Source organism: Flavobacterium tructae (genome assembly GCF_001853485.1).
Lineage (GTDB): Bacteria > Bacteroidota > Bacteroidia > Flavobacteriales > Flavobacteriaceae > Flavobacterium > Flavobacterium tructae.
The window spans coordinates 699629-714284 of sequence record NZ_MIKE01000022.1 but is presented as its reverse complement, the minus strand read 5'-3'; the positions used below and the strand labels follow the sequence as shown (position 1 = coordinate 714284).

At 32.0% G+C, this 14656-nt stretch carries 11 protein-coding genes and 1 tRNA gene; all 12 read right to left on the bottom strand.

All coding sequences use genetic code 11. From position 1 onward, the window contains the following. Positions 1-2: 2 nt before the first annotated feature. Positions 3-773, bottom strand: a complete 771-nt coding sequence (locus tag BHE19_RS10750; protein WP_070907098.1) for a hypothetical protein — start codon at positions 771-773, stop codon at positions 3-5. Positions 774-792: 19 nt separating this feature from the next. Further along, positions 793-2268: a hypothetical protein gene (locus BHE19_RS10745; RefSeq protein WP_070907097.1), complete on the bottom strand. Its 1476-nt coding sequence runs from the start codon at positions 2266-2268 to the stop codon at positions 793-795. A 2-nt stretch (positions 2269-2270) separates the two neighbouring features. Then, positions 2271-3995 carry an NACHT domain-containing protein gene (locus tag BHE19_RS10740; protein ID WP_070907096.1) on the bottom strand — a complete coding sequence of 575 codons (1725 nt, stop codon included), beginning with the start codon at positions 3993-3995 and terminating at the stop codon, positions 2271-2273. Between the two features lie 1642 nt (positions 3996-5637). Next, positions 5638-6861: a site-specific integrase gene (locus tag BHE19_RS10730; RefSeq protein ID WP_070907094.1), complete on the bottom strand. Its 1224-nt coding sequence runs from the start codon at positions 6859-6861 to the stop codon at positions 5638-5640. 260 nt (positions 6862-7121) lie between these two features. Next, a tRNA-Ser gene (locus tag BHE19_RS10725) sits at positions 7122-7209 on the bottom strand. Between the two features lie 151 nt (positions 7210-7360). Continuing rightward, on the bottom strand, positions 7361-7759 hold the full coding sequence (locus BHE19_RS10720; protein ID WP_017495517.1) for an acyl-CoA thioesterase: 399 nt from the start codon (positions 7757-7759) through the stop codon (positions 7361-7363). A gap of 3 nt (positions 7760-7762) precedes the next feature. Next, on the bottom strand, positions 7763-8896 hold the full coding sequence (gene ribB / locus BHE19_RS10715) for a 3,4-dihydroxy-2-butanone-4-phosphate synthase (RefSeq protein WP_017495516.1): 1134 nt from the start codon (positions 8894-8896) through the stop codon (positions 7763-7765). Positions 8897-8898: 2 nt separating this feature from the next. Beyond that, positions 8899-10353: an LptF/LptG family permease gene (locus BHE19_RS10710; protein WP_070907093.1), complete on the bottom strand. Its 1455-nt coding sequence runs from the start codon at positions 10351-10353 to the stop codon at positions 8899-8901. Between the two features lie 8 nt (positions 10354-10361). After that, positions 10362-11054 (bottom strand): LolA family protein, encoded by a 693-nt coding sequence (locus BHE19_RS10705; protein WP_051041434.1) that lies wholly within the window; start codon positions 11052-11054, stop codon positions 10362-10364. 7 nt (positions 11055-11061) lie between these two features. Next, positions 11062-13515: an FtsK/SpoIIIE family DNA translocase gene (locus tag BHE19_RS10700; RefSeq protein WP_017495513.1), complete on the bottom strand. Its 2454-nt coding sequence runs from the start codon at positions 13513-13515 to the stop codon at positions 11062-11064. 18 nt (positions 13516-13533) lie between these two features. Continuing rightward, positions 13534-13908 carry a diacylglycerol kinase gene (locus BHE19_RS10695; RefSeq protein ID WP_017495512.1) on the bottom strand — a complete coding sequence of 125 codons (375 nt, stop codon included), beginning with the start codon at positions 13906-13908 and terminating at the stop codon, positions 13534-13536. 9 nt (positions 13909-13917) lie between these two features. Beyond that, on the bottom strand, positions 13918-14415 hold the full coding sequence (gene tpx, locus BHE19_RS10690; RefSeq protein WP_017495511.1) for a thiol peroxidase: 498 nt from the start codon (positions 14413-14415) through the stop codon (positions 13918-13920). Positions 14416-14656 lie beyond the last annotated feature (241 nt).

Sequence of the window (14656 nt, the reverse complement as noted above, 5' to 3'; positions counted from 1 at the left end):
AATTATTGCAGAATTATTAATGCATTCTCTGGATTTATTTTTTTTAATTGTTTATTTTTAAGAGATAGAGATTCATAAATAAATTCTTTATTGTAACATTTTAATTTATGTTTTGAAATTATTTTTAATGCAAATCTGAAAGAATCTTTTCTTCTTTCTTTCAATAATTCATAGACAAAAGCCTCATTTGCTTTTTCTTCACTATTGTTATTTATTATTAAAAACAACTCATAAGCAAAAGTGTAAAATTTCCTCTTGAATAGTAATTCATAAGGAAGTTTTAAATTCTCAATTTGTTGAGTGTTTAATGTAAATTTTTTAGCAAAACTAATAGACCAAATTAAAAAAGTAATGTGTTTTAATTTTGAAACGTAACATAAATAACTAATATATTGCTCGGCTGTAGAATTGATTAATAATTCATCAAATGATTTTCTATCTCTTTTACCAAAAGGATTTCTAAAAGCATTATATTTTGAAAGAAATAATTCATCGGCGGCTTCAATTTCTAATAATGCAAAGACGGTATTTCTTGGGTCTTTTTTAAAGTTATTTATTGCATCTTTTTTTATCGCATTTGTAATGTTTATTTCTTCTTCGATAGAAGTTGTCTTACATTGAGCAGCTAATAAAACATCTTGTTGCGCTAAATCAATTACAAATTCTTCTCTTTTGTATTCATTCTCAAATAAACCTGAATAAAGTTTTACTACTTCAGACCAATTTGGATTATTAATTAATTCATTTATTATTTCTGTGTTTTTTTTTAACATCAAAAAAAGAAATTTTAATTTATAAAGGTAATACCTTAACAAAAAAAGGATTTATGACTTGAGTTACAACAAATTCTTGCGATTTTAAGGGAAAGTCTGCAGTGTCATATTTTTTCATTAACATGCATTTAAAATCTTTCCCCAACCCTATTGGTGATAATCTAATCCTCTCATCATTAAAAAAAATTTTGCACTTAATGATATCATCTTTATTTAATATGTTCAAATGCTTAGGGTTGAAACGTAAAGAATGATTTTTTAATTGTTTTTGAGAAGTATATAACCTTAAATTTTTATTGTCAATATGTAGTCCAATAACTGAGACTTGATCATTAATTTTTAAGGTCTCTATTGTTTCATCAAAAGGCAATAAACTTGGTTTTAGACCATAATTACCAGAATGTAAAACGTAATGATATTTCCAGATAGACAGTACTTTGGTATGATATATTTTTCCTTTAAATGAATCCAGATTTTCTTTAATATTAATTTCTCTTAATTTTTTTGTTATTTGTAATTCAGTACGAGTAAAACACTCTCTTTCTTTTAAATTAATTTTATTTTGAATTAAAAAAAATAAAGATAAATTTTCAGAAGATAAATTTTCTTTGAAAATATTTATTTTATTGAAATATGAAATTAAAAATATTCCTAAAACAAGACATCGTTTATCTTCTCTTTGAATTAAATTTTGAATTAAGCTATGAAGATAGTTTCTGAATTTTTTTTTATTTTTTACTATTAAACAAAAAATCAAGTATGATACTTTTAATGAAATATCTGATTTGACTTTATCATTAACATAATTCACATAGTTTATCTCGATATCGAATTTATTTATCCAGAATTTAAAATCATTATAATCATCAATTTTTTGAGCGATAGCATTTATTTTTTCTTTTTCAATATATAATGTTATTTCATTTTTGAGCTTAATAAAATCGATTAAATATTTAGTTTTATTGTTTTTACAGTCAATTAAATTATTGACAATTAGTCTATATTGATCCTCCTCAATTTCTATTTCAGAAGAGTTATAAAATTCAATTATCTTAGAAATATAAAAATTTGAATTATTCTTTAAAATAGCATTTAAAGAATTTGCATTTATAAATGTATTGTTTTCAAACAACCTGTGAATAATAGAATTTAAATATGGAATGTTTTTAGGTAGAGTTTTTTCATAGAATGGAAGAATTTTTTCAAACTGTCCTAATTCAAGCATTGTATTTATGTATAGAATATCAATACTATAATTACTTGATATTTTTTCATTTAATAAAATATCAGCCTTGTTAATTATTTCACTTTCCAATTCTAAATTCTCGTTTATGAACGATGTACTGCATTGTGCAGCTAGGTATACATTGATTGAATTAATTTCTTTTATAAATTCGTTGCTCTCAATAGTGTATTCAAAAAGACCAGAATATAATTTTATTACCTCTGTCCAAGATGGGTCGTTAATATATTTTTCTAAAATAGAACTATACATTTTTATGATTTCATTAATTGATGTAGGTATTCCGCAGCATAATATTCCTGATATAATTCGTGACTGAAACTATAAAGATTATTATCGTTAACAAGAATATTTAAATCAATAGCTTTTCTTAAAAAGTCAATTAAATTAACTTGAATTCCTAATTGCTCCTTTCTTTGTTCTAGCAATGGTAATATGTATTCATCTCTTTCAATTCCAGAATTTGAACCCGTTAAATCTCTAGATTGAAATCCTAAATAACAAAGCAGAAGATGAAATAACTCCTTGTCAAAATCAATAATTTGCCTTTGTTCTCTATCATAAAGACTATGCATGAAGGAACGAATTATCTTGCCTTTTTCACTGGGTATTTTACCTTCTTTGATAACAACTGCAATAAGCATAATTAGCATTAAGGGGGTTTGAATAATTTTTTTTAGTCTATCATTATTATTAATTTCATTTAAAATATAACTTTTAACCGGTTTTCCATTTCTAGTTAAAAAATCTTCAATCTGATTATCTTTCATTTTTTGTAATAGAAATACAGGAATTTTAAAATTACCTATTTGATTGTCAAATTCTCTGTTATAATGCTGAGGTCGACTCGTTATTAGATAAAAATTATTGGGATAATCGTTTATTAAATTACTTATTTGTTTAAAAATATTTGCTTTTATTTTATTTTCAATTTCATTTAAACCATCAAGCGATATATTTAATTTTCCTCTTCTTAAGAGATCTACTGCTAAGTCGTCATCCAATCCTAGTTTTGCCTTAATCTTTGTTACTAATATATCCTTGTCTGTTAAATTTTTTAATTCAAGATAAATAGGGACTGATTTATTTTTATCATTTAAAGCTGCTTCGGCATCTTTTAAGTGTAGGTATAAAAGGGTTGTGGATTTTCCCATGCCTACGTCTCCTAGAATAATCATTTTCTTTTCGTTGATACTATTTCTTAGAATATCAATTGTGCCTTCACGAGCAATTATATCTTCTGTTACTTCGTTTTCTTCTTCCTCATTTTCTTCAATATCTTCCATCATTTCTTTAGCATAAAGTGCTATTTCGTTGATTTCTTCTTTTCCTTCAATATGTACAAATCGAGACTGAAGAATTTTTATTTTTTTAATCTCATCTTTTAAATATGAGGTCACATCGAACGGATTAATTGCAATTTTTAATTCATTGTATTTTCTATAAGTTGCATATAAAAAAATGACAAGTACACTTCTCAATTCATCATATAATTTAGTATTGGTCCATTCTGTACAATTATGACCTTCAAGATTTCTTAAATTATAAGCCTTTATTAAATGTATAGAAAAATGTGTAGATTGAGATGGAGTAAGTGACGTTGATGAATAATCAACTCTGTTTGGATTTAATCCTAATGCTGATATTATTGCTCCTAAGCCTTTTTTTTCTAGCTTAATTTGATCAAATAATTGTTTATTTGTGATGAATAATATTTTTCTCAAGTAAGGTTCAATTTTAGCGACATCAGTAAAAAAAGTGTTTTTGTCTACTCGAGATAATGGTTCAATAAGAATTTTTTGTATTGCATTAGGTATTCTACTTTCAATACCTGATAATTCAATGTCTTCTAATGGAAATTTAAGTACTTCAATAAACAAATCCAGAACTTCATTTATTTTGATATCCGTATCAGTACGCATAATATCTTTAATTTCTACAAGTATTTCTTTTTTTATTTCATTCCAATTTATTTCCATTTTATTTCATTTTTTCTTTATAAAACTATCGAATTATAAAATGATTATTTTTTTTATATAACCTGAATTACTTTTATCTGTTTTAGCCAGAACAATTTTAACTCGAAATCTAGTATTTAGGCATCCGTTTGGATCTATCTGTCAATAAAGCTTCTGTTAATTGATTTACTTCTGTTTCATTAATGGAAAGCTTTGATTTTTTATTTTTAAAAACTTTTCTTCCTTCTTTTTCTTTTTTTTATTCAAACATATATTCTGTCTTATTTAGATAAATCGACTATCATAGTAAAGCTGTTATTATATATAATTTGACGTGTTTATTAGTTTACAAAAGAAATTGTTTTAATAATAATTATATTCTCACAAACATACGTAAAAGGTATTAATATAAAATGATGAAAACCGTATTCGTATGAAATAAGAAAAAATAATTCAAAAAGATTAAGTGTAAGAAATGTAGCTATTTTTTTGATAGAAAGTTTAGATAAAAATGCATATTATAAAAACGAATTTAACCGATAAAAATGCAAATCGGAATTAGTAGTATTTCTGATTTGCATTTAAATAATTATAATAGTTTTTCTGTTTTTTGTTTTTTTTTTTGAAGTCGAAAAATAAAAAAGATTTTTATTTTTTTTGCTTCCGCTCATTACCTGGAATAAACCATTTTCGGCCCCAGTTGAATGGCAAGTATACAAATACTTTAAAAAAAAATATTTAAATTATAAAGAGCAAAAACTTCTGGTAAATTTCAATAATTTGATTTTAGCGGGAACAGGACTCGTACCAATGTTTTTCGCTGATGATCTTACGATGTTGATCTAGAGCTTTGTTTCTTTCTAGATTGTTTGTATGTGTATTTTGGACAGTGGCGATAAAGTGAATTGGGTTGGGGCATTATTTAAAAGAATAGACTATTCAAAAGTTAGTTAGTTTTCTTTTTATTGTATGCAGTTTCGAACATAAAGCCACCAAGCCTTGATTTAGCTGGATTTCTTGTTTTGGAAAATAACATGTGCCACAAATCTCAGAATAGTGATGTTTATAATATTTTTGATGTAGTAATGTTTCGAACATGAGCTTGTGAAGTACTGTCTTTGCTTAGGTTTAATATTTTAAAAAAGTATGATGCCACGATGTTGCCGCAAAATTAAAACTGGTGAAAATCAGTAAAATTGTGCTTTAACCTCTATTGTAAAATTATAGCAATTCCAGTATTATTATGTCTCTTATTTGGGAATTTTATTTGTTTTTCTAATTGCGTCCGCACTGCGGACGCAATTAGAAATGTTTAGAAAGAATAGATTTATCCAATTTGTAGATTGCTGTTGAATATAAAGGTCATTTTTTCCGAGCCGAAACCTATATCCTTCAACCTGCAAATAAAAAATCTCTGTCTAACTAATATCTCTCAACAGTGTTGAGAGATTTAGATAATCTTTATTCAGTAAAAAAACTAAAAGAAATATAACTTTTTTGTCCATGTCAATTGTGTCCGCAGTGCAGACATAATTTGAAATGGTTTGTAGGTTCGTTTCAGTTCATTTATATGTCTAACAGATAGTCCTTTGATTTTTTGTTTTAAATTTGATCAAAGTTTTAAAAGAAGTTGCAAATTGGGGACCCGCTTTCTAAAAAAATATCACTTAAATTTAGATTTCAGTTTTTCCATGTCTTCCATTATGTTCACATCCAAAACCTTTGCGTAATGCTGAGTCTGTTTTGTGTTTGTATGCCCCATCATCGCAGATACATTTTCCAGTCTTACTCCATTCCCTAAAGTGACAGTAGTGGCAAAGGTATGCCTGGCAACATACCATGTAAGATGTTTGTCTATACCACAGACATCAGCTATTTCCTTAAGATAAGCATTCATTTTCTGATTGGAAATTTTCGGGATAAGACCCTTCTGCTGGTTTTTATATTTAGCAATAATTTTTTCAACTGTTGCTAGTACAGGAACATTAGCTCTTATAGCAGTTTTAGCTCTGCTGGTCATAATCCATAAATTTCCTGTCGAATCTTCTGATAAGTTTCTTTCGGTCAGATCCATGGCATCGACAGGTGCATATCCTGTATAGCAGCTGAAAAGAAATATGTCCTTAACTTTTTCAAGACGGGGCGTTGAAAATATTTTATTCTCGATTGTATTAAGTTCATGTTGGGTCAGGAAAACAGCATCTTTTACACTCAGCTTTCCGTCGTAAACGTTGAATGGGTTTTTTATGATCAAATCCATTTTAATGGCATAATTGCAGGCAGTTTTATACATTTTCATATACTTTACCACCGAATTGTTTTTGATGCCTGTCTGATCTTTAAAACTGCTCTCGTATTTAAGGAACTGTTCCAGTTTAAACACAAACGAGCTTGATATTTCAGATGCAGGCATATCTTCCTTTTTGTAGGCGCTGGTGATGAAATCCAAAAGTAAATCCTTTGCTCTTTTGTACTTCTGCAGTGAAGCCGCAGCGCGTTCTCCGGAATTGACTCTTTTGGTGAAGAATATATTGTATGTTTCTATAATTGAAATTATGGAAGGCCCTTGAGGCTGGCCGATTTTGGCTTTTCCTGTAAGTTCAGATTTTAGCAGTTCCAGATCAACCTCAGGATCAATTCGGAAGAGTTCTGTAAACTTCTTTTCGGCATTAAGCTGCATGAGATCAAGAGAGCTTTTGATTACCTTTTCTTTTTCCGCCTTTAGTGTATTTTTCAGATGGTTTGTCTGGATCCATTTTTCTTTCGAAATATATTTTCCCGAGGCGATTGTAATTGTTTTGGTTTTATAAGAAAGCCTTAGAATAATAGAGCTTTCTCCATCTCGATTAACTCTGCCGGATTTTAGCAGAAAAATTGTTTTTAACATGTTATCTAATTTTAAAATTAATAATCAAATTGAATTAATAATTTTAAGAGAGCCCATTAACAGCAGGGAATTCCCGGGGAATTCTTTTGTTTTAGTGGTCTAATTTTGAGAAAAAAGATCTCAAAAAAAGTGGGACACTGATTGTGCCACCATTCTTTGATAAAACATGTGCTTTTTGAAAAGTGTGTAAAATCGAAAAAGCCTTTAAACACTAGTGTTTAAAGGCTTTTGACTTTTAAAGTTTCTTGTGAAACTTCTACTGGCGGAGAAAGAGGGATTCGAACCCCCGGACCTGTTACAGTCAACAGTTTTCAAGACTGCCGCATTCGACCGCTCTGCCATTTCTCCAGTATGTTGCGATCATTTGCTGACTGCGAGTGCAAATATAAGATGCTTTTTCGGTTCTCAAAACTTTTTCAGTGCTTTTTTTTGAGCTATTTTTGAAATAATTTTCAAGTATCTAATTATCAGTATTTCCGAAAAATAGATTTTTGAAAAATTAGTTCAGGTCGTCCAAAATAGGCACCGGTTTTTTGTTTTCATCCACTGCAACAAACGAAAATGTTCCTGAAACTACGGTTTCGCGAAGCTCGGAATACATTTGCTCCATAAAAATATCGACGTGAATTTTACAACTCGTTCTTCCAACACTGATCACTTTGGCTACTAATTCGATTAAAGTTCCCGCCGGAATGGCTTTTTTAAAATCGATTTGACCGGTTGAAATCGTTACTACTTTTTTTCTGCTGAATCTTGTAGCACAAATAAAAGCAACTTCGTCCATAACATGAAGAGCTGTTCCTCCAAATAAAGTGTCGTAATGGTTTGTTGTACTCGGGAAAACCGCTTTAAATATTCGTGTTTCCGATTTTATAATTCTTTCTTCTACTGTTCCCATATATTAATAACTTACGTATTCGGTAATTTCAAGTCCATATCCAATCATTCCCACACGTTTTGTTTGTTCCGTGTTAGAAACCAATCTGATTTTTGAAATGTCGATATCGTGTAAAATTTGCGCACCAATTCCATAATCTTTACTGTCAATGATTACTTTCGGAGCTTTCATTGTTCCTCCTGCCTGTAAAGTTTTAAGTTCGGAAATTCTGTTCAACAGATTTACTGCCGTCATATCCTGATTAATGAATAATACGGCTCCTTTACCATTTTCATTAATCACTTTAAACATATCGTCTAATTGCTGTTCTGCATTATTAGTTAAGGTACCTAGTAAATCGTTGTTTACCTGCGACGAATTGATTCTTGTTAAAATTGCTTCTCCCAGATTCCAGGTTCCTTTTGTTAAGGCAATATGAATTTGTTTGTTGGTGGTTTGCTCGTATGCTCTTAATCTAAAAGTTCCAAAACGGGTTTCGATATCAAAATCCTCTTTTTTTACAATCAGACTGTCGTGTTGCATTCTGTAAGCTACCAGATCTTCAATCGAAACTAATTTTAAATTGAATTTTTTAGCCACTTTTGCCAGTTCAGGCAAACGAGACATGGTACCGTCTTCATTTAAAATTTCGCAAATAACACCAGCGGGTTTAAATCCTGCTAATCGGGCAAAATCTATAGCGGCTTCTGTATGTCCGGTTCTTCTTAAAACTCCGCCTTGTTTGGCTACTAAAGGAAAAATATGTCCCGGACGCGCCAATTCATGTGGTTTAACATTTGAATCGGTCAATGCTATTACCGTTTTAGAGCGGTCAGCTGCCGAAATTCCTGTCGTTACGCCATGACCTTTTAAATCTACAGAAACCGTAAAAGCAGTTTCCATATGATCGGTATTGTTAGTTACCATTGGTCTTAAGTCTAATTCTTTACAACGGCTTTCGGTCAATGGAGCACAAATTAATCCACGTCCGTGAGTAGCCATGAAATTGATCATTTCCGGAGTCACTTTTTCGGCTGCAGCCAGAAAATCACCTTCATTTTCACGATCTTCATCATCCACTACAATGATTACTTTACCCTGACGAATGTCTTCAATAGCTTCCTCAATGGTGTTTAGTTGTATTTTTGTTGTTGACATAGTTATTTTTGATTTTGAGCCGGAAAAAACCGCTCGGAAATTTTTTGAAATAGTTGTGAGATTGGAGTAGTAATTGCATCAAAGTTGATTAATCCGTTGTCGTTAGTAGCACGATACGTTAATAATACAGCTAAAGGCAATAGTATAAAAGAGGACATCCATGCTCCTAAAAACGGATTCATTGCGCCTTCCTGTGAAAGTCTTTTTCCAAAAGTATTGATGAAATGGAAGGTAATGAAAATTAAAACGGCAAATACAATAGGTAAACCAAGTCCTCCTTTACGAATGATAGCTCCTAATGGTGCGCCAATAAAAAACATTAAGAAACAGGCAAAAGCGATTACAAACTTTTCGTATAAGGCCGTTAAATGTTGATTGATATCTCTTTGTTTTTCTTTTAAATCGTTTTGTGTTGATTCAATAGAATAGATATTGCTCGTCACATTGCTGCTAGCCATTCTTATCACATCAGCCTTCTCTTTATTGGTATAGCGTGATAAAAGATCATTGGGCAGATTTTTTTTCTTGATGGTTGTTTTTACAGGAACGACTGATTTGGTAATACCCACACGTTGATTGATATTTTCTGAAAAAGAGATGATTTCATTATCCAGATTTTTGTTCAGGGAATCCAGTGTGTAACGAAGTTCGTTAATGTTCAACATTCCGTTCGTGTTGCTTATATTTTCTTTATCGTCATCGGTTTTGTTTAATTCAGATAAATCAATATTAATGATCTGTTTTTTGAAAGCACTTTTTATGAAAGGCAACTTAGCGCGATCTTCGTATTTTTTCGGAGTAACATCCTGGTAGTAATATCCGTCATTTAAAACTAATTTTAAAATACTGGATTTTTCGTTACTCATCAATTCACCATCTCTGGCTTTGATAACGGTTTTGTTTTCGCCGGTATTGGTTGGTTTTTCGTGAATCGTAACACCGGTTAAAATGTTTCCATTTTCGCCAGATTTTTTATTGACTTTAATGTTGTAAAAACCAACATCATTAAACTGCCCTTCGGCAATTGCCATGGCAGGCTTAGCTTGCGCAATGTTTTTTCGGAAATTAATAAATTTATATTCCGCATACGGAATCACATTATTAGCGAACCAGAAAGCGACAATACTTAAAACAAAGATAAACACGATCAAACCTCGCATCGCTCTCTGAAGTGATATTCCTGATGATTTCATCGCTGCAAATTCATAATTCTCAGCCAGATTTCCGAAAGTCATAATAGAGGCTAATAAAACCGATAGAGGTAAAACCAGCGGGATGATTCGCGGCATTGAGAATAAAAGGAATTTCACAACCAAAATCAAATCGAGATCTTTACCCGCAAGTTCAGAGATAAAGAGCCATACGGTTTGAAGTATGAAGATAAAAAAAAGGATTACAAATACCGTAGTAAATGTAATCAGGAATGTTTTTAGTAAGTATTTGTCTAAAATTTTCAACCTTGTAATTAATCTAATTTATTGATGTAGTATTTTGGATATTTGCTCGCTACAAATGTAAATTGATTTTTTGATAAAGGCTGATTGGTTTTAAAAGAATTAACGGTTAAAGTGGTTTTTGTTCCATTTTTTCCGGTTTCGATCAAATTATAAATGTGTTTGGTCTGAACATCAATACCCAATAGGATCTCTTTTCTTTGGTCTTTAGAGCTTGTAGGAGCTAATTTGATATATTGTATTTTTCTTCCTTTCACATTTTGAACAATATCCATGTTGTATTTGTAGCCAGAATTGAAGAAAGTCAGCATTTTTGAAGGTGTAATAGCAGTATCGTCCTTCTCGTTTACTTTAGAAATTGTAACTTCTTCGTCTTCCGGAACGATGGTGTAGGTTTTCTGACCGTCAAATATTTTGGTTACTCCCATAAAATTCAATACATATTGATTGCCTTTCATGGTTACATTTCCTTTACTGTCCTGGTTGATGTTCTCTTTAGCGTTATTCAGTGTGTATTTAAAGTCAATAACAATATTGTTGTAGCTTTTTATTTTTGAAGTTACTTCATTCAATAAATCTTTGGCTTTTTTATCCTGAGCCTGAATAGAAGTGAAGCTCAAAAGCAATAAAACTGCCATTTGAATGCACTTTTTAGTCATCTTAGTAATAGAATTGTTTTGGATTTCCTGAATTTTTGTTTTCATGATGGGATTAATTTTGTTCATTATTAAAAAATTGGTCAAGAGCACTTAAGTCAGTGATGTTTACGGTTCTTGCTTTACTGCCTTCAAACGGACCAACAATACCCGCTGCTTCCAGCTGATCGATCAAACGACCGGCTCTGTTGTACCCTAATTTTAATTTTCTTTGCAGTAATGAAGCCGAACCTTGTTGTGCATTGACAATAATCTCGGCAGCTTCTCTGAATAAAGTGTCTCTTTCGGAAATATCCACATCAAGATTGATGCCATTTTCTTCTCCAACAAACTCCGGAAGCAAATAAGCTGTGGCATAAGCTTTTTGCGAACCGATAAAATCCGTAATTTTTTCCACCTCAGGAGTGTCTATGAAGGCGCATTGTACACGTATCACATCATTTCCGTTGGTGTATAATAAATCTCCTCGTCCAATCAACTGATCAGCTCCCTGTGTGTCCAGAATGGTTCGGGAATCAATTTTAGAAGTTACTCTGAAAGCAATTCTCGCGGGGAAATTGGCTTTAATTAAACCTGTAATAACATTCACCGATGGTCTTTGTGTAGCAATAATCAGGTGAATACCAATAGCACGGGCCAATTGGGCCAAACGGGCAATAGGAACTTCAACTTCTTTACCTGCAGTCATAATTAAATCAGCAAACTCGTCGACTACCAGAACAATGTAAGGTAAAAATCGGTGGCCTGCTTCAGGATTTAGTTTTCGTGCTCTGAATTTTTCGTTGTATTCCTTGATGTTACGTACCATCGCGTCTTTTAGTAAAGAGTAGCGATTGTCCATTTCAACACAAAGTGAGTTCAGCGTATTCACTACTTTTGCGTTGTCGGTGATGATAGCGTCTTCTGTGTCAGGAAGTTTGGCTAAGTAATGTCTTTCAATTTTATTAAAAAGCGTAAGCTCTACTTTTTTCGGATCTACCAGTACAAATTTAACTTCGGCCGGATGTTTCTTGTATAAAAGAGAGGTCAAAACAGCATTCAAACCTACCGATTTTCCTTGCCCGGTTGCCCCGGCCATCAGTAAGTGAGGCATTTTGGCCAGATCGACCACGAAAGTTTCGTTTGAGATTGTTTTTCCTAAAGCAATTGGCAGTTCCATTTCAGCTTCCTGAAATTTAGCAGACCCAATAACGCTTTTCATCGAAACCATTGTAGGATTTTTGTTCGGAACCTCGATACCAATAGTTCCTTTTCCTGGAATAGGAGCTATAATACGGATTCCTAATGCCGAAAGTGATAATGCGATATCATCCTCTAAACTTTTAATTTTCGAAATTCTGATTCCGGCTTCCGGTACAATTTCGTATAAGGTTACCGATGGACCAACGGTTGCTTTGATCTGCGCAATTTCAATTTTATAATTGCGAAGTGTATCAACAATTTTATTTTTATTTTCTTCTAATTCTTCCTGATTGATTGTAATTCCTCCAGTTGAGTATTCTTTCAATATATCAAGCGTAGGGAATTTGTAATTGGATAGGTCTAAAGTAGGGTCGAATAAACCAAAATCGGCTACCAGACGGGAAGCCAGATTCTCTTCGATAATATCTTCTTCTTCCGCTTTTTCGATTACAAATTCTTCCGTATGAACAGGTGTTTTTACAGTTACCGGATTGATATCCATTTGAACTGGTTTTAAAATCGGATTCAAATCAATTTCTGAGGCGTTTGAAATAGTTGGTTTTAAAGCTTCTTTGTTGATTTCGAATTGGCTGATATTAGATTTTAGATGAATGTTGTCCAATTCCGGATCTTCTTCCTCGATAGCAAATTCTTCTAAATTATAAGCACTTTCGGCTTCCTGAGGTTTTTTTATAGAAGCCAATTCAGAATTGAATTCTTTTTTAGTAGAATCAAAATACGACTGAATTTTTTCAGGAGATAGTTTGATTTTAAAAATCAGATACACAATTAATCCGAAAAGTAGTGTAAGTAAAGTTCCGGTTTTTCCGATGTAATCTTGTAAAAACAGATTAAGTTCATATCCAATCGTTCCGCCCAATTCAGGTGCTGAAGTGGCGAAAAATCCAAATAGTACAGAGACAATAATAAGGGCAAAAAGATCCCAAAACCAAGTGTTTTTTAATTTTTTGGTAGAAAGTTCCAAAGCGAGAAACATTCCGGTAAGGAAAAATAAACGGACGAATATAAAAGAGGCAATACCAAAACCTCTGTATACAATTAGATCGGCGAGGAATGCCCCGAATTTTCCGAGCCAGTTTTCTACAATTTCGGTACGATCGCCAAGCTGGCTTACCGCACTTTGGTCAGATTGCCATTGTCCGTTGACATAAAAAGAAATAAAGGCAACTAATAGTGCCACAGAAAAGAGTATCAGAAGACATCCCAAAACAAATTTTTGTTGTTTGGATAGGTTTCCGTACTTTATCTTTTCAGTCTTTGATTCGTTTTTTTTGTCTAAAGTTTCCTTTTTGGTTGTTTTTGCCATTCTTGCGTTTCCTGTTGCCTATATAAATTTTGGGATGTAAATGATTAAGCCTATTGCGATTGCTGTCATCGCGGCAAAAAATACCGCTCCGGCTGCAATATCTTTAATAAAACCGATTCGTTTGCTGTAATCAGGGTGAATAAAATCGGCAATTTTTTCTACTGCCGTATTCAAACCTTCAACGCTTAAAACGAGGCCTATGGCTAATGTTTGACACAACCATTCGGTTTGTGAAATATGAAAGTAAAACCCGGCAATGGTCATGATAATTCCCAGAGAGAATTGAACCATAATGCTGTGTTCTGTTTTGATTAATTTTACCGCTCCGTTAAAAGCATAGGTCATACTTTTTAGTCGGCCGGTAACAAAGGTATTGTCTTTTTGAAATTCCATTTAAAGATCTTATAGTGCTGCTAAAGCTGCTTCGTAATTTGGTTCGTTTGCAATTTCAGCTACTTGTTCAGTGTGTGTTACTTTTCCATTAGCATCAACTACAATGATTACTCTTGAATGTAAACCAGCCAAAGGTCCGTCAACAATTTCTAAACCGTTTGTTTTTCCAAAATCTCCAGCCTGAAAATCGGATAAGTTAACTACATTTTCTAATCCTTCAGCACCACAAAAACGTTTTTGTGCAAATGGTAAATCTCTTGAAATACACAATACAGTTGTGTTTTCTAAGTTGCTGGCACTTTCGTTGAATTTTCTAACAGATGTAGCACAAGTTCCGGTATCGATACTTGGAAAAATGTTTAAAACCAGTTTTTTTCCTGCAAAATTGCTTAAAGAAACAACTGATAAATCGTTTTGTACTAATTTGAAATCAGCTAGTTGTGATCCAACTGTTGGTAATTCGCCTGAAGTATGAATAGGATTTCCTCCCAATGTTATTGAAGCCATGATTTTTATTTAAATTAATGAGGTTCAAAAGTAAGGATTAATATTCGAATCTAAAAGTATTTGTTGATGGGTTTAAGGAGAGATTAAGGGGGCTGTTTTAATAGTCGCGAATTCACGAATTTAAATTGAGAGGCTTTGTTAAAGTTTCAAATTTTAACAAAACATGGGGAGGGAGTTTGTTCCTAATAACTTGCGTTTTTCGTTTGTTGGTTCAAGCGGGACGAAGATGTTTTGCAGCGTG

Bases quoted from the DNA above. Each gene is read 5' to 3' on its own strand.
- tpx (WP_017495511.1), bottom strand. From the start codon at position 14,415: ATGGCTTCAATAACATTGGGAGGAAATCCTATTCATACTTCAGGCGAA.
- BHE19_RS10730 (WP_070907094.1), bottom strand. From the start codon at position 6,861: ATGTTAAAAACAATTTTTCTGCTAAAATCCGGCAGAGTTAATCGAGAT.
- BHE19_RS10740 (WP_070907096.1), bottom strand. From the start codon at position 3,995: ATGGAAATAAATTGGAATGAAATAAAAAAAGAAATACTTGTAGAAATT.
- ribB (WP_017495516.1), bottom strand. From the start codon at position 8,896: ATGTCAACAACAAAAATACAACTAAACACCATTGAGGAAGCTATTGAA.
- BHE19_RS10695 (WP_017495512.1), bottom strand. From the start codon at position 13,908: ATGGAATTTCAAAAAGACAATACCTTTGTTACCGGCCGACTAAAAAGT.
- BHE19_RS10745 (WP_070907097.1), bottom strand. From the start codon at position 2,268: ATGTATAGTTCTATTTTAGAAAAATATATTAACGACCCATCTTGGACA.
- BHE19_RS10700 (WP_017495513.1), bottom strand. From the start codon at position 13,515: ATGGCAAAAACAACCAAAAAGGAAACTTTAGACAAAAAAAACGAATCA.
- BHE19_RS10705 (WP_051041434.1), bottom strand. From the start codon at position 11,054: ATGAAAACAAAAATTCAGGAAATCCAAAACAATTCTATTACTAAGATG.
- BHE19_RS10720 (WP_017495517.1), bottom strand. From the start codon at position 7,759: ATGGGAACAGTAGAAGAAAGAATTATAAAATCGGAAACACGAATATTT.
- BHE19_RS10750 (WP_070907098.1), bottom strand. From the start codon at position 773: ATGTTAAAAAAAAACACAGAAATAATAAATGAATTAATTAATAATCCA.